Origin of the sequence: Rathayibacter sp. PhB151 (genome assembly GCF_004366415.1) — a bacterium.
GTDB classification, from domain to species: Bacteria; Actinomycetota; Actinomycetes; order Actinomycetales; family Microbacteriaceae; genus Rathayibacter; species Rathayibacter festucae.
In genome coordinates, this window is sequence record NZ_SOEN01000009.1 from 173,810 (window position 1) to 194,439 (window position 20,630).

Consider the following 20,630-nt stretch of genomic DNA (forward strand, 5'->3'; position numbering starts at 1 on the left):
CCGTAGGGTGTGGCGCATGCCTCAGTCGGTCCACACGCTGCTCATCCTCGGTGCGACGGGCGACCTGTCCGCCCGCCTCCTCCTCCCCGCTGTCGGTCAGCTCCTGACCCGCGAGCCCGATCGCCGCCTGCACCTCGTCGGCGCCGGTCAGGAGGACTGGACGCAGGAGCACTGGCACGAGGTCGTGTCCACGTCGTTCGCCACGGAGACCGCCTCGGGTGCCGGCATCGACACCCTCGTCTCGGGCACGCGCTACCAGCAGGTGGACGTGACGGATCCGGAGGCGCTCGCCGCGCTGCTCGCGAGCTGCGAGGGACCCGTCGCGATCTACTTCGCCCTGCCGCCGGCGATCGCTGCGAAGGCCTGCGACGCGCTCGCCGCGCACGAGCTGCCGGAGGGGACGGTGCTCGCGCTCGAGAAGCCGTTCGGCACCGACGAGAAGAGCGCCAGGGACCTGAACGCGCGCGTCGCCGCGCTCGTCCCCGAGGACCGGGTGCACCGCGTCGACCACTTCCTCGGCCGTGCGACCGTCATGAACCTGCTCGGGCTGCGCTTCGCGAACCGGATCCTCGAGCCGCTGTGGTCCGCGGAGCACATCGAGAGCGTCGCCATCGTCTACGACGAGCAGCTGGGCCTGGAGGGGCGCGCGGGCTACTACGACGGCGCGGGTGCGCTGATCGACATGATCCAGAGCCACCTGTTGCAGGTGCTGGCGGTCGTCGCGATGGAGCCGCCGTCGACCCTCGGCGCGGCGGACCTGCGCGACGCCAAGGGCATCGTGCTGCGGGCGACGCGGCTGCACGGCGAGGACCTGAGTGCGAACTCGCGTCGGGCGCGCTACACCGCCGGCTCGGTCGACGGGCGCGAGCTCCCCGCCTACACGGACGAGAAGGGCGTCGACCCGTCGCGCAAGACCGAGACGCTGGCCGAGCTGACCGTCGAGATCGACACCTGGCGCTGGGCGGGCGTGCCGTTCACGCTGCGCTCGGGCAAGGCGCTGGGGGAGCGGCGGCGCGAGATCGTCATCCGCTTCAAGCCGGTGCCGCACCTGCCGGCCGGCTTCTACGGGACGGCGGAGGCGTCGGTGCTGCGGCTGTTCCTCGCGCCGGACCAGATGGCGCTGGAGCTGAACATCAACGGCCCGGGCGACCCCTACACGCTCGAGCGCGCGTCGCTCGAGGCGACCTTCGGTGCGGGGGAGCTGCTGGCCTACGGCGAGGTCATCTCCGGGATCCTCGACGACGACCCGTCGCTCTCGGTCCGCGGCGACGCGGCCGAGGAGTGCTGGCGCATCGTCCAGCCCGCGATCGACGCCTGGCGCGCCGACGACGTGCCGCTGGACGAGTACCCGGCCGGCAGCGAGGGCCCGGAGAGCTGGCCGGCGGTCTGAGCGCGCGGGATCTCGAGACGCCCTCGGCGAGCGCTACTCGATCAGCATGGAAGGCGCCGTCCGCGAGGGCTGCTGGATCAGCAGCGGCGCTGCCTGCTCGGCGGCCGTGTCGTTTCATGCTGGTCGAGTAGCCGCGGAGCGGCGTATCGAGACCCGGCGGCGGGCGCGCAGGGCGTTTCGCGCCACAGCACGGCCGGGCTCCGCTCCGACCTACTGTGATCGGCGACCGGTGCCGAGTACGAGCCGGTCTCCGGTTCGAGGGAGTCTCCGTGGTCGTCGTCCTGTCCCCACTCGCCGGGCGCGCCGTGCCTCTCTCGGCCGTGCCCGATCAGCTCTTCGCGGCCGGCGTGATGGGAGCCGGAATGGCGATCGAGCCTCCCGCGGAGCGCGTCGAGGTCCTCTCGCCGGTCCACGGGGTCCTGCTCCAGGTGCTGCCGCACGCCTTCGTGGTCGTCGCGGACAGCGGACGAGCGGTGCTCGTCCACCTCGGGATCGACACGGTGGGGCTGAAGGGCGCCGGCTTCACGGTCCTCGCCGCCAAGGGCGACCGCGTCGAAGCCGGGACCCCGGTCCTGGAGTACGACGTCCCGGCGGCCCTCGCCGCGGGACTCCCGACGGTGGTGCCCGTGGTCGTGCTGGAGCGGACCGCGGACCACGTCGACGCCCTCGCGGAGGACGGCGCATCCGTCCTCGCCGGTGATCCTCTGCTCTCCACATGACCACCCGTCCTCGGAGCACGCCCGCCTCCCGCCGTCGCCTCGTCCTCCCGGGCTTCGCGGGTCTGCAGCGCCTCGGCAAGAGCCTCATGCTCCCGATCGCGGTGCTCCCCGCCGCAGGGCTCCTCCTCCGGATCGGACAGCCCGACCTGCTCGGGCGGATCGATCTGCCCGTCCTCGGTCCGTTCTTCCAGGCGATGAGCGCGGCGGGCGGCGCGCTCTTCGAGAACCTGGCGCTGCTGTTCGCCGTCGGTGTCGCCATCGGCTTCACCAGGAAGCCGGACGGCTCGACCGCCCTCGCGGCCGTCGTCGGCCACCTCGTGCTCGCGAAGGTCTTCACCGTCCTGTCACCGATCGTCCTGGCGGGGCGGACGACGGCCGCCGGCGACCAGGCGCAGATCGACTACAGCGTCTTCGGCGGGATCGTGGTCGGTCTGCTCACGGCCGTGCTGTTCGACCGGTTCCACACCATCGAGCTCCCCGCCTACCTCGGGTTCTTCAGCGGCCGGCGGTTCGTCCCGATCGTCGTCTCACTCGCGTGCCTCGTCGTCGGCTTCGGTCTGAGCTGGTTCTATCCGGTCTTCGAGTCCGGCCTCACCGGTCTCGGCGCCTTCATCGGCGGCACCGGGGCGCTCGGCGCCTTCATCTACGGCTTCGCCAACCGCATGCTGATCCCGCTGGGGCTGCACCACATCCTCAACTCGTACGTCTGGTTCCTCCAGGGCTCGTACACGAACGCCGACGGCGGCGTCGTCACGGGGGAGCTGACCCGGTTCGCCGCGGGCGACCCGACGGCCGGCGCGCTCACCTCGGGCTTCTACCCGGTGCTCATGTTCGGACTCCCGGCGGCGGCGCTGGCGATGATCCACGTGTCGAACCGCTCGCAGCGCGCGGCCGCGATCGGAATCCTCGGTGCGGCCGGGCTGACCGCCTTCCTCACCGGCATCACGGAGCCGCTGGAGTTCGCGTTCATGTTCGCGGCGTTCCCGCTCTACGTCGTGCACGCCGTGCTGACCGGGCTGTCCCTCGCGATCGCTGACCTCCTCGACATCCATCTCGGCTTCTCGTTCTCCGCCGGGCTCGTCGACCTGCTTCTCTACGGCACGGCGCCGGCTGCGAAGAACGTCGGGCTGCTCGTGGTGATGGGCGTCGTGTACTTCGCCGTGTACTACCTGCTGTTCCGGGTGGTGATCAGGAGGTGGAACCTGCGCACACCGGGGCGGGAGGAGGTCGTCTCCGGAGTGGACGAGGGTGAACCTGCCGCGGTCGTGGCGGAGCCGACCTCCGCGTCGAACGAACCGCCGGAGTCCGAGGCCGAGTCGCTCATCGCGGCCTTCGGCGGGCGCGGCAACCTCGTCCACGTCGACGCGTGCATCACGCGGCTGCGCGTCCAGGTCGGCGACCGGGCGCTGGTCGATCCCGCGCGGCTGAAGGCTCTCGGCGCGGCCGGCGTGCTGGAGGTCGGCGAGAGCGTGCAGGCGGTCTTCGGCCCCCGCGCGGAGGCGCTGAAGAACGACATCCTCGACCTGCTCTGACGGGCGCGGGATCTCGATACGCCCCCTGCGAGGGCTACTCGATCAGCATGAGTGGCGCCCTCTGCGAGGGCTACTCGATCAGCATGAGTGGCGCCCTCTGCGAGGGCCACCCGATCAGCATGGGTCGGAGCATGCCGGCGAGGCGGCGGCATCCCATGGTGGTCGAGTAGCCGCGGAGCGGCGTATCGAGGCCCGGCGGGTCAGCGGGTGGCGTCGGCCGGGGACGCGACGGACGCGGCGTCGGGCTCGGCCCAGACGGCGATGGGCTTCGGGTCCCAGGTGAGGGCGGCGGGCTCAGCGACGGGGGCGGCCGGCTCCGCGGTGACGGGGGGAGTGGAGGCGCGCATCACGGGGATGGCGGAGGTGACCGGGTTGGCGGTGGCCTCGACGCCGGCGCGCAGCTGCTCGGACTGGATGGCGGCGGACAGCTCGTGGGCGAGCGACCGGGCGAGCATCCCGTGGAAGATCGGGTCGCGGTCGTCGTGACTGCGCCGGGTGACGACCCAGGCGCCCTCGGCGCCGACGAAGGCGGAGAGGCGCTCGTGCACGACGGCGAAGAGCTCGTCCTGCGTGAGCGCGGGGGCCGCGACGACCTCGGGCGCCGGCTGACGGCGCCTCAGACGAAACCTCATGACGAACCCCGTTTCCCGTGCCGCGTGCTGAGACTCCAGTGTCCAGGGGCGACGGCGCCGGAGCGCGCTGACACGCCGCGGCCGGTGGCGCGCGGCGTGTCAGAAGGCGGTCAGCGGTCGCGCTTCTTGCCGTTCTGCTCCTTGACGAGCTCCTTCGAGTCGTAGGAGACCGAGCCGATGGCGACCGCGAGAGCGATCGCCCAGCTGACCCACTGCAGGGCCAGCCGCCAGTCGCGCGGACCCTTGCGCGTCGTCTGCAGGATGGACCAGCCTCCGACGATCGCGCTGATGACGCTGGAATTGAGGATGAACTTGCGCATCGATTGCCTCCTGTGTTCACCACGACGCTAGTGGCCCGGCCCCGTTCCCTCCCAACGGTTGACACCGCCGACGGCCAGCGGACGGCTCCGACGTCGGTCCCGCCCGCTACGGTGAACCGCTGCTCGGCGCCGGGCCGCGGCGGGCACCGAGGAGAACGGGTACGAGATGCGCACGGCTGTGATCGGAGCGGTGCTCCTCGTGCTCGGCGTGATCGCCGCCCTCACCGGGGTCCTGCCGATGGACGCGCTCGGCGAGCTGGTCGAGCGCACGGCGCCGATCCTCGCCTTCGTGGTCGCCGTCACCGTGGTGGCGGAGCTGGCCTCCGAGGCCGGAGTCTTCACGGTCGTGGCGGAGCGGGCGGCGATCTGGGGTCGCGGGCGGACCGCTCTGCTCTGGCTCCTGGTGGTCGCGATGGCGATCGTCAGCACCGTCTTCCTCTCCCTCGACACGACCGCCGTGCTGCTCACTCCGGTGGTCGTGCTGCTCGCCGCGCACGTCCGGGTGTCGCCGCTGCCGTTCGCGATGGCGACCGTCTGGCTCGCCAATTGCGCCTCCCTGCTGCTCCCTGTGTCGAACCTCACCAACCTCCTGGCAGAGAGGCGGCTCGGCGTCGACGGGCCGCTCGCCTTCGCCGCGCTGACCGCCGCGCCCGCGCTCGTCGCCGCCGTGATCCCGGTGCTCGTGCTCGCGATCCGCTACCGCCGCGAGCTGGCCGGCCGCTACCGGACGGGGGAGCGGACCCCGGTCGAGGACCGCGTCCTGCTGATCGGCGCCGGCATCGTCGTCGCGCTGCTGCTGCCCGCCCTCGTCTCCGGGCTCGAGGTGTGGATCCCCGCGGCCGTCGCGGCGCTCGCCCTCGTCGTGCTCTTCGCGGTGCGGCGGCCGACCGCGCTGAAGGTCTCGCTGCTGCCGTGGCAGCTGGTCGTCTTCGCCTCCGGTCTCTTCGTCGTGATGGAGGCGGCGCACCAGCTCGGGCTCGGCGCGGCGCTCGCCGTGGTCGCGGGCGACGGGAGCGGCGTGGGCGAGCTGCTCCGGCTCGCGGGCTCCGGTGTCGTCGCCGCGAACCTCGTCGACAACCTGCCCGCCTACCTCGCACTCGAGCCGGTCGCCGCCGACCCGGTGCGACTGGTCGCCCTGCTGATCGGCGTGAACGCCGGTCCGCTGATCACCCCGTGGGCCTCGCTCGCCACCCTGCTCTGGCACCAGCGGCTGACCGCGCTCGGCGTGACCATCTCCTGGCGGCAGTACGCGCTGCTCGGTGCCGTCGCAGTGGTGCCGACCGTCGGCGGCGCGGTGCTCGCGCTCGCCCTCGCCCAGGGCTGAGCCCGGCCCCCGTTCGAGTGCGGCTGGTAGCCTCGGCGGGTACGAAGACGGGCACGACCGACGATCGGGACCACCATTCCTCCGCACTCCGCCTCCGCCCCCGCACCCCTCGAGGACAGCGCCGACGGGACGACTCCAGCCGCTGCCGACCACACCGCCGGAGCGCGCAACGCGTTCGTCGTCGTCTCCAACCGCCTCCCGGTCGACCGCGTCGTCGACGCCGACGGCACGGCCTCGTGGAAGACCTCGCCCGGCGGGCTGGTCACCGCGCTCGAGCCCGTGATGCGGGCCAACGAGGGCGCCTGGGTCGGCTGGCCCGGAGTCGCGGACGAGGAGGTCGCGCCGTTCGAGAACGACGGCGTGCTGATCGTCCCGGTCGCCCTCAGTGCCCAGGAGCTCGAGGACTACTACGAGGGCTTCTCCAACGACACCCTCTGGCCGCTGTACCACGACGTGATCGCGCCGCCCACCTACCACCGCGAGTGGTGGGACGCCTACGTGCGGGTGAACCGCCGCTTCGCCGAGGCCGCCGCCGCGGTCACCGAGCAGGACGGCGTGGTCTGGGTGCAGGACTACCAGCTGCAGCTGGTGCCGAAGATGCTCCGCGAGCTGCGGCCGGACGTCACGATCGGCTTCTTCAACCACATCCCGTTCCCGCCCTACGGCATCTTCGCCCAGCTCCCGTGGCGCAAGCAGATCGTCGAGGGCCTCCTCGGTGCCGACGTGATCGGCTTCCAGCGCCAGGGCGACGCGGGCAGCTTCCTCCGCGCGGTCCGCCGCCTGCTCGGCTACGACACCCGCAGCACCGTCGTCGAGGTGCCGGTCGAGGACGACGCGGTCGACGGCACCCGGCGGGTCAACCGCTCGCGCCGCGGCGCCAGCGTCCGCCCGGTCGTCGCCCGGCACTTCCCGATCTCGATCGACTCCGCCGCCTTCGAGGCGATGGCGCGCACCCCCGAGATCCAGGAGCGGGCGCGCCAGATCCGCTCCGACCTGGGCGATCCCGAGACCGTCATGCTCGGCGTCGACCGCCTCGACTACACCAAGGGCATCGGCCACCGGCTGAAGGCGTTCGGCGAGCTGCTCGCCGACGGCCGGCTCAGCACCAAGGACGCGGTGCTCGTGCAGGTCGCGAGCCCGAGCCGCGAGCGGGTCGAGACCTACAAGCAGCTGCGCGACGACATCGAGCTGCAGGTCGGCCGGATCAACGGCGACTACGGCACGATCGGCAACCCGGCGATCAGCTACCTGCACCACGGCTACCCGCGCGAGGAGATGGTCGCCCTCTACCTCGCCGCCGACGTGATGCTGGTGACGGCGCTGCGCGACGGGATGAACCTGGTCGCGAAGGAGTACGTCGCCTCCCGCTTCGACAACGACGGCGTGCTCGTGCTGAGCGAGTTCACCGGAGCGGCCGACGAGCTCAAGCAGGCCGTCCAGATCAACCCGCACGACATCTCCGGCCTCAAGGACGCGATCGAGAGCGCCGCCCGGATGCCGCGTGCCGAGCGCACCCGCCGGATGCGGGCGCTGCGCCGCCGCGTGCTCGAGAACGACGTCTCGCGCTGGTCGGCGAGCTTCCTCGATGCGCTGAGCGAGCACGCCGCGGGCCAGCAGCTCGACGTGCACCCGGCCGCGCGCGGCCAGGAGGCGCCGCTCGGCCAGGAGGCGGAGCACCACGAGGACGGCGTCCGCGGACGCGCGGCCGAGGACGCGCACCACGAGACGGCGGAGGCGACGCGATGACCGTCGTGACCCCGACCCCGGGCGAGCACCTGCCCGGCGTGCCCGACCGCCTCGTCGCCGCGCTGCACGAGCTGGCGGCGACCGGACGCCTGCTGGTGGCACTCGACTTCGACGGGACGCTCGCCCCCGAGGTCGACGACCCGGCGCACGCCCGCGCCCTGCCCGAGGCGCGCGAGGCGGTCCTCCGACTGCTCGCGCTGCCCGGCACCCGCGTCGCACTGGTCTCCGGCCGTGCCCTCGGCAGCCTCGAGGAGGTCGCGCAGCTGCCGGACGAGGCGCTGCTGGTCGGCTCGCACGGCATCGAGATCCGCCTGGACCCGGGCGACGACGCCGTCCGCCTCGACGAGACCGAGCTGGCGAAGGTCGGCGTGCTCGAGGACGTGCTGAAGGGCATCGCCCGCGGGATCGACAACGTCTGGATCGAGGACAAGCCGGCCGGCTTCGCGCTGCACACCCGCCTGGCCACCGACCGGCACAGCCGCGTCGCGCACGTCGTCGCCCTGTCGGAGGCGCGCGCCGAGGTCGAGGGGGTCACCGTCCGCGAGGGCAAGAACGTCCTCGAGTTCTCGGTCCGCTCGACCACCAAGGGCGAGGCCGTGCAGCACCTGCGCCGCTACACCGGCGCGACCGCCGTGCTCTACGCCGGCGACGACGTCACGGATGAGGACGCCTTCGCGGTGCTCGGCACCGGTGACGTCGGCGTCAAGAGCGGCCCGGGCACGACCTCGGCCGCCTACCGCGTCCGCGGCCCCGAGCAGATCGCCCACGTGCTGTCGATCCTCGCCGACTTCCGCGCCACCGCCGACTGAGCCCTACCGGTCGATCCGTCACGAACGGTCGGTGCGCGGCTGACGACACGACCATCCGTGACGGATCGAGGCTCCGGAGGTGACCGTTCGCGACGGATCGGGGCGCGCTCCGGAGCGCCGGAGCACCGCGCGCGAGGCGGTAGCCTCGTCACATGCCGGAAATCGATTGGAAGCCTCGTTCGCGCACCGTCACGGACGGCATCGAGGCCACGACGTCGCGCGGGATGCTGCGCGCCGTGGGAATGGGCGATGACGACTGGGAGAAGCCCCAGATCGGCATCGCGTCGTCCTGGAACGAGATCACCCCCTGCAACCTCTCGCTGGAGCGCCTCGCGCGCAGCGCGAAGGAGGGCGTGCACTCGGGCGGCGGCTATCCGCTGCAGTTCGGCACCATCTCCGTCTCGGACGGCATCTCGATGGGTCACGAGGGCATGCACTTCTCGCTCGTCTCACGCGAGGTCATCGCCGACTCCGTCGAGACCGTGATGATGGCCGAGCGCCTCGACGGCACCGTCATGCTGGCCGGCTGCGACAAGTCGCTGCCCGGCATGCTGATGGCCGCCGCGCGGCTCGACCTCGCCGCCGTCTTCGTCTACGCCGGGTCGATCGCGCCGGGCTGGGTCAAGCTGTCCGACGGCACCGAGAAGGACATCACGATCATCGACTCCTTCGAGGCGGTCGGCGGCGTCAAGGCCGGGATCATGTCCGAGGAGGACGCCAAGCGCATCGAGTGCGCCTTCGCCCCGGGCGAGGGCTCCTGCGGTGGCATGTACACCGCGAACACGATGGCCAGCGTCGCCGAGGCGCTCGGGATGAGCCTGCCCGGCTCCGCGTCGCCCGCCGCGGCCGACCGCCGACGCGACTACTTCGCCCGCAAGTCGGGGGAGGCGGTCGTCGAGCTGCTGCGCAACGGCACCACCGCGCGCGACATCCTGACCAAGGAGGCGTTCGAGAACGCGATCGCCGTGGCGATGGCCTTCGGCGGCTCGACCAACGTCATCCTGCACCTGCTCGCGATCGCGAACGAGGCGGAGGTCGACCTCACGATCGACGACTTCAACCGCATCGGCGACACGATCCCGCACATCGGCGACCTCAAGCCGTTCGGCAAGTACGTCATGAACGACGTCGACCGCCACGGCGGCGTCCCCGCCGTGATGAAGGCCCTGCTCGACGCGGGCCTGCTGCACGGCGACTGCCTCACCGTGACCGGGAAGACCGTCGCCGAGAACCTCGCGGCGATGGACATCGCGCCGTTGGACGGCGAGGTCATCCGCACCCTCGACAACCCGATCCACGCCACCGGCGGGCTGACCGTGCTCAAGGGCTCGCTCGCCCCCGAGGGCGCGGTCGTCAAGACGGCCGGCTTCGACGCCTCCGTGTTCGAGGGTCCCGCGCGGGTGTTCGAGCGCGAGCGCGCCGCGATGGACGCCCTCACCGACGGCGAGATCACGAAGGGCGACGTGGTGGTCATCCGCTACGAGGGCCCCAAGGGCGGCCCGGGCATGCGCGAGATGCTGGCCATCACGGCCGCCATCAAGGGGGCCGGCCTCGGAAAAGATGTACTACTGTTGACCGACGGACGATTCTCAGGCGGCACAACCGGCCTGTGCATCGGCCACATAGCTCCCGAATCGGTGGACGCAGGTCCCATCGCATTCGTTCGCGACGGAGACCCGATTCGGGTCGACATCGCCGCTCGATCGATCGACCTACTCGTCGACGAATCCGAGCTCGCCGCCCGCCGAGAAGGCTGGGCGCCCCTCCCTCCGCGCTACACCCGCGGTGTCCTCGCCAAGTACGCCAAGCTCGTCCGCTCGGCCGCCGAGGGCGCCACCACGGGTTGATCCCGGCCCGCTCGGGCCGGCCGCGCACTCGCGCCTCCCGGGCACCGCTCGCTCGCACTCCGAGCCCCCGGTGCCCGCCGCCGCACACCGCTTCGAAGGAATCGACACCCGCATGACCCCGGACCCGTCCGCCGCGCCTCCCGCCCCGACCCCCCAGCCACCCCGCTCCGCCGCGTCCGCGACGGCGGTCGCTCCCGTCGCCGAGTCGCTCACCGGAGCGCAGGCGGTCGTCCGCTCGCTCGAGATGCTCGGGATCGAGGACGTCTTCGGCCTGCCCGGCGGCGCGATCCTGCCCGTCTACGACCCGCTGATGGACTCGTCGAAGATCCGCCACATCCTGGTCCGCCACGAGCAGGGCGCCGGCCACGCGGCCGAGGGCTACGCGGCGGCGACCGGGAAGCTCGGCGTCTGCATCGCGACCTCCGGGCCCGGTGCGACCAACCTCGTCACGGCGATCGCCGACGCCTACATGGACTCCGTGCCGATGCTCGCGATCACCGGTCAGGTCTTCTCGACGCTGATGGGCACCGACGCCTTCCAGGAGGCGGACATCGTCGGCATCACGATGCCGATCACCAAGCACTCGATCCTGGTCACGCGCCCCGAGGACATCCCCTCGGCGCTCGCCTCCGCCGTGCTGATCGCGACGACCGGCCGCCCCGGCCCCGTGCTCGTCGACATCACGAAGGACGCGCAGCAGGACGCCGCGCCGTTCAGCTGGCCGCCGAAGATCGACCTGCCCGGCTACCGCCCGGTGACGAAGGCCCACGGCAAGCAGATCCAGGCCGCGGCGCAGCTGCTGGCCGAGGCGAAGAAGCCGGTGCTCTACGTCGGCGGCGGCATCATCCGCGCCCGTGCGGCGGCGGAGCTCCTGGCGTTCGCCGAGGCCTGCGGCGCTCCCGTCGTCACGACGCTGATGGCGCGCGGCGCGTTCCCCGACTCGCACGAGCAGCAGCTGGGCATGCCCGGCATGCACGGCACCGTCCCCGCGGTGCTCGCGCTGCAGGAGTCGGACCTGATCCTGGCGCTCGGCTCGCGCTTCGACGACCGGGTGACCGGCAAGGCGGCGCTCTTCGCGCCGAACGCCAAGGTCGTGCACGTGGACATCGATCCGGCCGAGATCTCCAAGATCCGCACGGCCGACGTGCCGATCGTGGGCGACCTCAAGGACGTCCTGCCGGACCTCACCGACGCGTTCGCGAAGGCGATCGACGGCGCCGCGCCCGACACGGCCGACTGGTGGACCTACCTCAAGGGTCTGCAGGAGGAGTTCCCGCTCGGCTACACCGAGCCGGTCGACGGCCTGCTGTCGCCGCAGTACGTGATCAAGCGGATCGGCGAGATCACCGGTCCCGAGGGCGTCTTCGCCTCGGGTGTCGGCCAGCACCAGATGTGGGCGGCGCAGTTCATCAAGTACGAGCGCCCCAACTCGTGGCTCAACTCCGGCGGCGCCGGCACGATGGGCTACTCCGTGCCCGCGGCGATGGGCGCCAAGGTCGGCGAGCCGGACCGCACGGTCTGGGCGATCGACGGCGACGGCTGCTTCCAGATGACCAATCAGGAGCTCGCCACCTGCACGATCAACGACATCCCGATCAAGGTCGCGGTGATCAACAACTCCTCGCTCGGCATGGTGCGCCAGTGGCAGACCCTGTTCTACGAGGGCCGCTACTCCAACACCGACCTCAACACGGGGCACGACACCGTCCGGGTGCCGGACTTCGTGAAGCTCGCGGAGGCCTACGGCGCCCTGGGCATCCGGGTCACCAAGCCGGAGGAGATCGACGCGGCCATCGAGCTGGCGATCGCCACCAACGACCGGCCGGTCGTCATCGACTTCGTGGTCAGCCGCGACTCCATGGTGTGGCCGATGGTCCCGCAGGGCGTCTCGAACAGCTACGTCCAGTACGCCAGAGACCACAGCCCGACCTGGGACGACGAGGAGTAGACCGCATGACCCACCACGTTCTCTCCCTGCTCGTCGAGGACAAGCCGGGACTGCTCACCCGCGTCGCGGGGCTGTTCGCGCGCCGCGGCTTCAACATCGAGTCGCTGGCCGTCGGGCCGACCGAGCTCGAGGGGCTCTCGCGCATCACGGTCGCCGTGGACGTCGAGGACCTGCCGCTCGAGCAGGTGACCAAGCAGCTGAACAAGCTGATCAACGTCATCAAGATCGTCGAGCTCGACCCCGACCAGTCGGTGCACCGCGAGCACCTGCTCGTGAAGGTGCGCGTCGACAACGTCACCCGCTCGCAGGTGCTCGAGGCCGTGAACCTCTTCCGCGCCCGCGTGGTCGACGTCGCGACCGACGCCCTGGTCATCGAGGTCACCGGCGACTCCGGCAAGACCACCGCGTTCCTCCGGGTCATCGAGCCCTACGGGATCAAGGAGATCGCCCAGTCGGGTCTGCTGGCCATCGGCCGCGGCTCTAAGTCGATCACCGAGCGCGTCTTCAAGAACTGACGGCTCCGCGCCGTCCCCTCTGCTCCGCCCACTCCACAACCAGAAAAGGAAGCATCACGTGACCGAGCTCATCTACGACGCCGACGCCGATCTCTCCATCATCCAGTCCAAGAAGGTCGCGATCGTCGGCTACGGCTCGCAGGGCCACGCGCACGCGCAGAACCTCCGCGACTCCGGTGTCCAGGTCGTCATCGCTCTCAAGGAGGGGTCGAAGTCGACCGCCAAGGCCGAGGACGACGGGTTCGAGGTCAAGAGCGTCGCCGACGCCGCCGAGTGGGCCGACCTGATCATGATCCTCGCGCCGGACCAGCACCAGCGCGCCATCTACAGCGAGCAGATCGCGGACAAGCTGACCGAGGGCAAGACCCTCGCCTTCGCGCACGGCTTCAACATCCGCTTCGGCTACATCGAGGCCCCCGCGGGCGTCGACGTGATCCTGATCGCGCCGAAGGCCCCTGGCCACACCGTGCGCCGCGAGTTCGTCGCCGGCCGCGGCATCCCGGACATCATCGCCGTCGAGAACGACGCGACCGGCACCGCCTGGGAGACCGCGAAGTCCTACGCGAAGGCGATCGGCGGCACCCGCGCCGGCGTCATCAAGACGACCTTCACCGAGGAGACCGAGACCGACCTGTTCGGCGAGCAGGCCGTGCTCTGCGGCGGCACCTCGCAGCTCGTCCAGTACGGCTTCGAGACCCTCGTCGAGGCCGGCTACCAGCCCGAGATCGCCTACTTCGAGGTGCTCCACGAGCTCAAGCTGATCGTCGACCTGATGTGGGAGGGCGGCATCGCCAAGCAGCGCTGGTCGGTCTCCGACACGGCCGAGTACGGCGACTACGTGTCCGGCCCCCGCGTCATCGACCCGAGCGTCAAGCAGAACATGCAGGCGGTGCTCGGCGACATCCAGAGCGGTGCCTTCGCCAAGCGCTTCATCGCGGACCAGGACGCGGGAGCGCCCGAGTTCCAGGAGCTGCGCGCCAAGGGCGAGAAGCACCCGATCGAGGAGACCGGCCGCGAGCTGCGCAAGCTCTTCGCCTGGAAGCAGACGGACGAGGACTACACCGACGGCAGCGTCGCGCGCTAGTCGCCGGCACGGACGGACCTCGGAGCCCCGGGCCGTCGACGGACACCGCTTCTGCGGTGGACGTCGGCGGGGCCGGGGCTCCGTCGCGTCCGGGGGGCCGTCGTTCTGGCGGGGGTGGATCTCGATACGCCCGCTGCGCGGGCTACTCGATCAGCATGCAAGGGGGCATTCCTCGGATGCGGTCCACCCATGGTGGTCGAGTAGCCCCGGAGGGGCGTATCGAGACCTGGCGTCGCAAGCAGGGTGGTCTGCAGACCCTCGTCCTGGCGCTGGTGGATCTCGATACGCCCGCTGCGCGGGCTACTCGATCAGCATGAAACGGGGCGTTCCCCGGATGCGGCCCACCCATGGTGGTCGAGTAGCCCCGGAGGGGCGTATCGAGACCCGGCGTCGGCGGCGCGGGTTGTTTGCAGACCGTCGTTCGGGCGGGGTGGATCTCGATGCGCCCGCTGCGCGGGCTGCTCGGGCAGCGGGCGCACCGCGGGGGAGCTCACGGGGCACGCGGGTAGCGTGGGGCGGATGGAGCGACGGGCACGGCGGCTGCGGCAGTGGGACGAGGGCGTGGCGGCGGCGCGGGACGGGCTGTCGTACGAGGTGTCGGCGGGGATCGTGCTGTGCGGGGTGGCCGGCGGCGGGCTCGCGGCGGCGCTCGCGCTGGCGTCCGGCGGGATCCTCGAGTCGGCGCCGGTGGCGCTGCGGACAGTGACGGCCCTCGCGCTCGCGCTGATCGCCGGCACGGTCCTCGTGGCGACCGCCACCGCCCTGCGGCGACGGACGGAGGCCGCGGGAGCCCGCTTCGCCCGGGCCGCCTGGCCGGTCCCCGCCGACCTCGGCCGGGACGACCTCGTGGAGACCGCCGATCTGCCGTTCGACCTGCGACTGCCGGAGGACGCGCTCTCACCGGCGGACCTCGTCGGCATCCTCGCGCCGTCGCGTGCGGCACGGGCCGAGGCGAGGAGGAGGGCGGCCACGCGGGATCTGCGGGCCCACTCCCTCCTGTTCTCGGCGCTCTCGCTCGTCGGCATCGTCCTCGCGCTCGTCGGCGTGCTGCTGATGATCGCGGTGATCGCCCTGCAGGGCTCGGAGGGGGCCGTGGTCACGGCGGCGGTCGTCGTCGCGGCCGGAGCGGCGGCCGGGATCGGCTCGTCCCAGGCGAACGGGCTGCCGCTGGCGGTGCTGCGCGCGTCCGACGCCGCCCTGGCGCGGAGCCGCGGGCTGCTGGTCGAGCGCTGGCCGGGGGATCTCGAGGAGGGACCGCTGTCGGTGCGCGGGGGAGTGGCCGCGATCGACCGCCGCCGGCTGACCGGACTCGCGCGGAGGCCGGCACCGTCGAGCACGGGCGCGGGACGGGTGGCGCCGATCGTGATGCTCGCGGTGGCGCTGCTGCTGGTGGCGGGGCTGCCGCTGGTGTCCTAGCGGCCGGCGCTTCGGGATCGGGCGGCTCGTCGCGCGGAACATCAGCGGAGAGTGCTGCTCATCGCCGATGGCCGATGACGAGTGCTCTCGGCTGATGTTCTGCGCGCGGATGCTCGTCAGCGGGCGGCGTCGCGGGCGAGGCGGCGCAGGCCGCCCTTGGGCGGGACGAGCACGGGATCCGGCCAGCGCGGGGAGAGGTGGTCGCCGAGGGTCACCCGGCGGATCTTCCGGCCGACGAGGGGGAGCACCCAGTCGTGCGCCCAGCGGTACTGGTCGCGGAGCAGCTCGCGCGGGGTGAGCGGCTCGGGCGGGTCCCACGGGCCGGTGGAGATGGTGTGCGGCACGCCGAGGACGTCCAGCACCTGGGCCGCGAGCACGCGGTGCCCGCGCTTGGAGAGGTGCATCCGGTCGCTCGACCACATCGCGGCGTCGCGGAACACCTGCATCCGCCAGTAGTCGACGAGGACGGCGCCGCGCTCGCGGGCGATGCGGCGGACGGCGCTGTTGTAGACGCGGTTGCGCTTGACGAACATCCGCGGGGCGGGCAGGAAGGGGATGTCGAAGCCCGTGAAGAGCACGAGCGAGGCGCCCGTCGTCGCGAGGGCGTCGACGAGGTGCTCGTAGCCGTCGATGAGCACGCGCATGTCGGTGCCGAGGTCGAGGATGTCGTTGCCGCCGGCGTAGAGGGTGACGAGGGTCGGCCGCAGCTCGAGCGCGGGCGTCAGCTGCTCCGCGGTGATCTGCGCGAGCCGCTTGGAGCGGATCGCGAGGTTGGCGTACTCCCAGCCGGGCTCGGCGCGGGCGAGCCGGTCGGCGACGCGGTCGGCCCAGCCGCGGACGCCGTTGGGCAGGAGCCGGTGCGGGTCGCCGACGCCCTCGGTGAAGGAGTCTCCGATCGCGACGTAGCGGCGCCGGCCGCCCTCCACCGCGCGCTCGTCCGTCCCCGACTGCTCCGCCATCCTCGAAGGGTCGCCCGCCGAGGAGGCCGGGCGGTGACGCGGCGGTGGCGGGGAGGTGTCGGGGAGCTCCGAGCCGACGGCGAGGCCGCGCGGCTAGGGTGTTGCGGTGATCGACAGCAGACCCGAGGACGACCGGGACGACGACGCGCTCAGCTGGGCGGGCGAGGGCGGCGACCCCACCCTGGTGGCGGGCGATGCTCCGGCGCGCCGCCGGACGCCCCGTGCGGTGCGCTCGGCTCCGGAGGTCCGCGCGGCGCGCGAGGGCGACGTCGACGAGCTGCCGGACGAGCTCCGCGAGGACGACGACGAGCTCGAGGACGACGACGAGCTGGAGGACGACGAGCGCGACGCCGCCGACGCGGCGGCCGCCTCCTCCGTGCTGCTGGTCGCGATGGGCGTCGCCGCGGGTCTGTACCTGCTCTGGACGATCGGCTGGATGATCACCGCGACGCGGCAGAACGCCACGGTCGCCGGGACGTTCGCGGGCGACCCGCTCGGCGGCGGGCTCTACGGGCTCGGCCTCTGGCTCGCGGTCGCCGGGCCGGCGGCCTGGTTCGCCGCCGTGCTGCTCGGCACACGCAGCGCCCGCACGCGCACCCGGGTGCTCTGGCTGATCGCCGGGCTGATCCTGCTGGCCCCCCTGCCGTTCCTGAAGGGGGCGTGATGAGCGACACCGCATCGACCGGCTCCGCCGCGACCGACTCCACCTCCACCGGCTCCGCCGCGACCGACATCTCGGCGAAGGCGACTCTCGGCGGCGGCGCGCGCCGCAGCGACCCGCGCCGGCGCCTCCTGCTCTCGGTGCTGATCGCCGCGGTCTTCGCGCTCTTCTTCGCCTGGGACGTCTGGGAGGGGATCGGCAACCTGGTCGGCCTGCGCACCTATGCCGCCACGCTCGGCACGGACCTGAACGGCACGGGCTGGACGGTGCTGCTGCTCGGACTGGTGCTGCCGGTGGTCTGCTTCGTGCTGGCGCTGGTGCTCGGCCGTCGGCGCGGGCTCCTGGCGCGGACCGGGCTGCTCGTCGCGGCGCTCTGCCTCTCCGCGGCGCTGTCGCTCGACGTGCAGCTGATCCTCGGATTCGAGAGCCTGGTCTCGCTCTAGACGCGTCGTTCGCAACCGGGCGAGACCGGACGTCACACGGCCGGGGACGGCTGCGGCCCTCCGCTACAGTGGCGGGGGCTCCACCGGCCCTCGTGCTCGGTGCCCGCTCCGTCCCCTCCCCGAAGGAAGCGCCTCTCGTGACTAAGCCGGTCGTTTTGATCGCCGAAGAACTCTCGCCCGCCACCGTGGACGCCCTCGGTCCCGACTTCGAGATCCGCTCCGTGGACGGCACCGACCGCCCCGCGCTGCTCGAGGCGCTCGGCTCGGCCGACGCGATCCTGGTCCGCTCCGCGACGCAGGTCGACGCGGAGGCGATCGCCGCGGCCCCCTCGCTGAAGGTCGTCGCGCGCGCCGGCGTGGGCCTCGACAACGTCGACATCACCGCTGCCACCGCCGCGGGCGTCATGGTCGTGAACGCGCCGACCTCGAACATCATCTCGGCCGCCGAGCTCACCGTGGGCCACATCCTGAGCCTCGCCCGGCACATCCCGGCGGCGCACAGCGCGCTCGCGCAGGGCCTCTGGAAGCGCTCGAAGTACACCGGTGTCGAGCTCTACGAGAAGACGGTCGGCATCATCGGCCTCGGCCGCATCGGCGCGCTGATCACCGCGCGCCTGCAGGCCTTCGGCGTGAACGTCGTCGCCTACGACCCCTACGTCACCAGCGCCCGCGCGCAGCAGCTCGGCGTGACGCTCCTGCCGCTCGAGGAGCTCCTCGCGCAGAGCGACTTCATCACCATCCACATGCCGAAGACCCCGGAGACCACCGGGATGATCTCGGACGCGCAGCTCGCGCTGATGAAGCCGACGGCGTTCCTGGTGAACGTCGCCCGCGGCGGGCTGATCGACGAGGACGCGCTGCACCGCGCGCTCGTCGCGAAGACCATCGCCGGCGCCGGGCTCGACGTGTTCGTCAAGGAGCCGCCGACCGACTCGCCGCTGCTGGCCCTCGAGAACGTGGTCGTCACTCCGCACCTCGGCGCGTCGACGGACGAGGCGCAGGAGAAGGCGGGCGTCTCGGTCGCGAAGTCGGTGCGCCTCGCGCTCTCGGGCGAGCTCGTGCCGGACGCGGTCAACGTCGCCGGCGGCGTCATCGACCCGTACGTCCGCCCGGGGATCCCGCTGGTGGAGAAGCTGGGCCAGGTCTTCTCCGGCCTCGCCGCCTCGCCGGTCACGTCGATCGACGTCGAGGTGCGCGGCGAGCTCGCCGGCTTCGACGTCAAGGTGCTCAAGCTCGCGGCGCTCAAGGGCGTCTTCAGCAACGTGGTGTCGGAGACGGTGTCGTACGTCAACGCGCCGGTGCTCGCGGAGCAGCGCGGCATCGAGGTGCGGCTCATCACGGACGCGGTCTCGGACGAGTACCGCAACGTGATCACGCTCCGCGGCGCCCTCTCGGACGGCTCGCAGATCTCGGTCTCGGGCACGCTGACCGGCACCAAGCAGGTCGAGAAGCTCGTCGCGATCAACGGCTACGACGTCGAGGTGCCGCTCGCGAAGCACCACGTGGTGATGAGCTACGTCGACCGTCCCGGGATCGTCGCGGTCTACGGCCGCGAGTTCGGCGAGGCCTCCGTCAACATCGCGGGCATGCAGATCGCGCGCACCGAGGCGGGCGGCAAGGCCCTCTCGGTGATCACCATCGACTCGCCGGCGCCGGACGGACTGCTGGAGAAGGTCCGCGTCGCGATCGACGCCGACCTGATGCAGGAGATCGACATCACCGAATAGGTCCGAGCGCGGCGGAGGAGACGGCAGCATGGAGCGCAGGTTCGCCCAGGTCGACGTGTTCGGCGCGGAGCCGTTCCTCGGCAACCCGGTGGCGGTGGTCGTCGACGGCGACGGCGTGTCCGACGCGTCGATGGCCGCGTTCGCGCGCTGGACGAACCTGTCGGAGACGACGTTCCTGCTGCCGCCGACGTCGCCCGAGGCCGACTACCGGCTGCGGATCTTCACGCCGCGGCGCGAGCTGCCGTTCGCCGGGCACCCGACGCTCGGCAGCGCGCACGCGTGGCTGGCGGCCGGCGGAGTGCCGCGCAACGCCGGAGTGCTGGTGCAGGAGTGCGCGGCCGGGCTGGTGCGGCTCCGGGTGTCGGACGGGGCGATCGCGTTCGCGGCGCCGCCGCGGCAGCGCACGGGGCCGGTGGACGAGCCGACGCTGGCGCGCGCCGTGGCGGCGCTGGGGCTCGCGCGCGAGGAGATCCTCGGGCACGAGTGGGCGGACAACGGGCCGGGCTGGCTGGCGCTGCGGCTCGAGTCGGCGGAGCGGGTGCTCGCGATCCGGCCGGAGTCGGCGCGGCTCGGCGGGCTCGCGGTCGGCGTGGTCGGGCCGCATCCGGCGGGGGCGGAGTGCGCCTTCGAGGTGCGCGCGTTCATCCCGGACGCGGGGGTCGCCGAGGATCCGGTGACGGGGAGTCTGAACGCGGGGATCGCGCAGTGGCTGATCGGGGCCGGGCTGGCGCCCGAGCGGTACGTCGCGGCGCAGGGGACCGCGATGGGGCGCGCGGGACGCGTGCTCGCGGAGCGCGTGGGCGACGACGTGTGGATCGGCGGGGGGACGGCGACGCTGATCGAGGGGACCGTGCGGCTGTAGGCGGCGGGACTCGATACGCCGGCCTGCGGCCGGCTACTCGACCAGCATGCTCCGCGTCCTTCGGGCTGGTGCTCCTCCGGGGTCAGCGGGGGAGGAGGCGGGCGATGACGGCGAGGACGTCGGCGGCCTCGCCGCGGGGGCTGTCGCCGGTGGGGAGCAGGGCGGAGTTGTAGTAGATGCCGTCGCTCAGCAGGACGATGGCGCGGGCGACCAGGGGGTCGCCGACGGCCTCGGCGACGACGGCGTACCAGCTGTCGTGGATGCGGGCGAGGCCGGCGCTCGCGCGCTCGTCGTGGCCCTGGGCCACGCGCGAGACCGCGAGGATGGTGCGGTCGAAGGGGGTGTCCGCGGCGAACGAGGTGCGGATCAGGTACGGGACGACGCCCTCGTCGGAGGTGCGGATCCGGTCGATGTCCTCCGCGAGGCGGTCGTCCAGGCGGCCGACGAGTCCGTCGACGAGGGCGTCCTTCGAGGGGAAGTGGTAGAGCAGCCCGCCCTTGGAGACTCCGGCGGCCTTCGCCACGGCGTCGAGGGTGGCCGAGCGCTCGCCCTGCTCGATCAGCAGGGCCTCGAACGCGTCGAGGACGCGGTCGCGGGCGGGGGCGGCGGGCATGGGCTCCATCCTAGGGACGGATCCCGGTTCCGCCCCTGGCCACTGTACCGGCTGGACGGTATACTCGGTCGCGATCACCCCGT

18 protein-coding genes and 1 pseudogene are annotated in these 20,630 nt (G+C 72.3%); 15 read left to right on the plus strand and 4 right to left on the minus strand.

From position 1 onward, the window contains the following. The first annotated feature begins 16 nt into the window (after window positions 1-16). From EDF35_RS16695 to EDF35_RS16705, 3 genes are all read left to right on the plus strand, one after another. A complete protein-coding gene (locus EDF35_RS16695; RefSeq protein ID WP_166674146.1) occupies window positions 17-1,390 on the plus strand; it encodes a glucose-6-phosphate dehydrogenase in 1,374 nt (457 codons plus the stop codon). Window positions 1,391-1,659: 269 nt separating this feature from the next. Further along, the gene (locus EDF35_RS16700) at window positions 1,660-2,109 is read left to right on the plus strand and encodes a PTS glucose transporter subunit IIA (protein ID WP_133963155.1); all 450 of its coding nucleotides are present in this window, start codon (window positions 1,660-1,662) and stop codon (window positions 2,107-2,109) included. Then, window positions 2,106-3,641, plus strand: a complete 1,536-nt coding sequence (locus EDF35_RS16705; RefSeq protein WP_208323087.1) for a PTS transporter subunit EIIC — start codon at window positions 2,106-2,108, stop codon at window positions 3,639-3,641. The genes EDF35_RS16700 and EDF35_RS16705 overlap by 4 nt, the downstream gene beginning before the upstream one ends. A gap of 200 nt (window positions 3,642-3,841) precedes the next feature. Here EDF35_RS16705 and EDF35_RS16710 read toward each other — a convergent pair whose 3' ends face one another. Together EDF35_RS16710 and EDF35_RS16715 are read right to left on the minus strand one after the other, a co-directional pair. Next, window positions 3,842-4,273, minus strand: coding sequence for a hypothetical protein (locus tag EDF35_RS16710; RefSeq protein ID WP_123734029.1), 432 nt, complete (start codon window positions 4,271-4,273; stop codon window positions 3,842-3,844). A 110-nt stretch (window positions 4,274-4,383) separates the two neighbouring features. Continuing rightward, on the minus strand, window positions 4,384-4,593 hold the full coding sequence (locus EDF35_RS16715; protein ID WP_123447985.1) for a hypothetical protein: 210 nt from the start codon (window positions 4,591-4,593) through the stop codon (window positions 4,384-4,386). A gap of 166 nt (window positions 4,594-4,759) precedes the next feature. On the opposite strand from EDF35_RS16715, the gene EDF35_RS16720 reads away from it, so the two are divergent. From EDF35_RS16720 to EDF35_RS16755, 8 genes and pseudogenes are all read left to right on the plus strand, one after another. After that, window positions 4,760-5,917 (plus strand): SLC13 family permease, encoded by a 1,158-nt coding sequence (locus tag EDF35_RS16720; protein WP_133963156.1) that lies wholly within the window; start codon window positions 4,760-4,762, stop codon window positions 5,915-5,917. Between the two features lie 177 nt (window positions 5,918-6,094). Further along, a pseudogene (locus tag EDF35_RS16725) lies at window positions 6,095-7,663 on the plus strand (trehalose-6-phosphate synthase); the annotation flags it as partial. Then, the gene (gene otsB / locus EDF35_RS16730; protein WP_133963158.1) at window positions 7,660-8,472 is read left to right on the plus strand and encodes a trehalose-phosphatase; all 813 of its coding nucleotides are present in this window, start codon (window positions 7,660-7,662) and stop codon (window positions 8,470-8,472) included. The pseudogene EDF35_RS16725 and the gene otsB, both read left to right, overlap by 4 nt. A 152-nt stretch (window positions 8,473-8,624) precedes the next feature. Further along, window positions 8,625-10,319 (plus strand): dihydroxy-acid dehydratase, encoded by a 1,695-nt coding sequence (gene ilvD / locus EDF35_RS16735; RefSeq protein ID WP_123734025.1) that lies wholly within the window; start codon window positions 8,625-8,627, stop codon window positions 10,317-10,319. A gap of 112 nt (window positions 10,320-10,431) precedes the next feature. After that, complete coding sequence (locus EDF35_RS16740) at window positions 10,432-12,267, plus strand: acetolactate synthase large subunit (RefSeq protein ID WP_133963159.1); 1,836 nt, start codon at window positions 10,432-10,434, stop codon at window positions 12,265-12,267. 5 nt (window positions 12,268-12,272) lie between these two features. Then, entirely contained in the window at window positions 12,273-12,782 is a 510-nt protein-coding gene (gene ilvN, locus EDF35_RS16745; RefSeq protein ID WP_123447978.1) for an acetolactate synthase small subunit, read from the plus strand. A 58-nt stretch (window positions 12,783-12,840) separates the two neighbouring features. Then, complete coding sequence (gene ilvC / locus EDF35_RS16750) at window positions 12,841-13,866, plus strand: ketol-acid reductoisomerase (RefSeq protein ID WP_123734023.1); 1,026 nt, start codon at window positions 12,841-12,843, stop codon at window positions 13,864-13,866. Window positions 13,867-14,385: 519 nt separating this feature from the next. Then, entirely contained in the window at window positions 14,386-15,282 is an 897-nt protein-coding gene (locus EDF35_RS16755) for a hypothetical protein (protein WP_133963160.1), read from the plus strand. A 116-nt stretch (window positions 15,283-15,398) separates the two neighbouring features. Here the strand turns inward: EDF35_RS16755 and EDF35_RS16760 are convergent, their stop codons facing one another. Then, a complete protein-coding gene (locus EDF35_RS16760; RefSeq protein WP_133963161.1) occupies window positions 15,399-16,241 on the minus strand; it encodes an SGNH/GDSL hydrolase family protein in 843 nt (280 codons plus the stop codon). A gap of 106 nt (window positions 16,242-16,347) precedes the next feature. Here EDF35_RS16760 and EDF35_RS16765 point away from each other — a divergent pair, with 106 nt between their 5' ends. The 4 genes from EDF35_RS16765 (at window position 16,348) to EDF35_RS16780 (ending at window position 19,934) form a co-directional block, all read left to right on the plus strand. Then, the gene (locus EDF35_RS16765; protein ID WP_133963162.1) at window positions 16,348-16,905 is read left to right on the plus strand and encodes a hypothetical protein; all 558 of its coding nucleotides are present in this window, start codon (window positions 16,348-16,350) and stop codon (window positions 16,903-16,905) included. Then, on the plus strand, window positions 16,905-17,345 hold the full coding sequence (locus EDF35_RS16770; RefSeq protein WP_133963163.1) for a hypothetical protein: 441 nt from the start codon (window positions 16,905-16,907) through the stop codon (window positions 17,343-17,345). The genes EDF35_RS16765 and EDF35_RS16770 overlap by 1 nt, the downstream gene beginning before the upstream one ends. A gap of 137 nt (window positions 17,346-17,482) precedes the next feature. Further along, window positions 17,483-19,072 carry a phosphoglycerate dehydrogenase gene (gene serA, locus EDF35_RS16775; RefSeq protein ID WP_123447972.1) on the plus strand — a complete coding sequence of 530 codons (1,590 nt, stop codon included), beginning with the start codon at window positions 17,483-17,485 and terminating at the stop codon, window positions 19,070-19,072. Between the two features lie 28 nt (window positions 19,073-19,100). Continuing rightward, on the plus strand, window positions 19,101-19,934 hold the full coding sequence (locus EDF35_RS16780) for a PhzF family phenazine biosynthesis protein (RefSeq protein ID WP_133963164.1): 834 nt from the start codon (window positions 19,101-19,103) through the stop codon (window positions 19,932-19,934). An 82-nt stretch (window positions 19,935-20,016) separates the two neighbouring features. Here the strand turns inward: EDF35_RS16780 and EDF35_RS21430 are convergent, their stop codons facing one another. Then, window positions 20,017-20,547, minus strand: a complete 531-nt coding sequence (locus tag EDF35_RS21430) for a TetR/AcrR family transcriptional regulator (protein WP_133963165.1) — start codon at window positions 20,545-20,547, stop codon at window positions 20,017-20,019. Window positions 20,548-20,630: the final 83 nt, after the last annotated feature.

What these genes read in the sequence shown, in the direction of transcription:
- EDF35_RS16695 (WP_166674146.1), top strand. Translation starts at nt 17, where the DNA reads ATGCCTCAGTCGGTCCACACGCTGCTCATCCTCGGTGCGACGGGCGAC.
- EDF35_RS16705 (WP_208323087.1), top strand. Translation starts at nt 2,106, where the DNA reads ATGACCACCCGTCCTCGGAGCACGCCCGCCTCCCGCCGTCGCCTCGTC.
- EDF35_RS16710 (WP_123734029.1), bottom strand. Translation starts at nt 4,273, where the DNA reads ATGAGGTTTCGTCTGAGGCGCCGTCAGCCGGCGCCCGAGGTCGTCGCG.
- EDF35_RS16715 (WP_123447985.1), bottom strand. Translation starts at nt 4,593, where the DNA reads ATGCGCAAGTTCATCCTCAATTCCAGCGTCATCAGCGCGATCGTCGGA.
- EDF35_RS16720 (WP_133963156.1), top strand. Translation starts at nt 4,760, where the DNA reads ATGCGCACGGCTGTGATCGGAGCGGTGCTCCTCGTGCTCGGCGTGATC.
- otsB (WP_133963158.1), top strand. Translation starts at nt 7,660, where the DNA reads ATGACCGTCGTGACCCCGACCCCGGGCGAGCACCTGCCCGGCGTGCCC.
- ilvD (WP_123734025.1), top strand. Translation starts at nt 8,625, where the DNA reads ATGCCGGAAATCGATTGGAAGCCTCGTTCGCGCACCGTCACGGACGGC.
- EDF35_RS16740 (WP_133963159.1), top strand. Translation starts at nt 10,432, where the DNA reads ATGACCCCGGACCCGTCCGCCGCGCCTCCCGCCCCGACCCCCCAGCCA.
- ilvN (WP_123447978.1), top strand. Translation starts at nt 12,273, where the DNA reads ATGACCCACCACGTTCTCTCCCTGCTCGTCGAGGACAAGCCGGGACTG.
- EDF35_RS16755 (WP_133963160.1), top strand. Translation starts at nt 14,386, where the DNA reads ATGGAGCGACGGGCACGGCGGCTGCGGCAGTGGGACGAGGGCGTGGCG.
- EDF35_RS16760 (WP_133963161.1), bottom strand. Translation starts at nt 16,241, where the DNA reads ATGGCGGAGCAGTCGGGGACGGACGAGCGCGCGGTGGAGGGCGGCCGG.
- EDF35_RS16770 (WP_133963163.1), top strand. Translation starts at nt 16,905, where the DNA reads ATGAGCGACACCGCATCGACCGGCTCCGCCGCGACCGACTCCACCTCC.
- EDF35_RS16780 (WP_133963164.1), top strand. Translation starts at nt 19,101, where the DNA reads ATGGAGCGCAGGTTCGCCCAGGTCGACGTGTTCGGCGCGGAGCCGTTC.
- EDF35_RS21430 (WP_133963165.1), bottom strand. Translation starts at nt 20,547, where the DNA reads ATGCCCGCCGCCCCCGCCCGCGACCGCGTCCTCGACGCGTTCGAGGCC.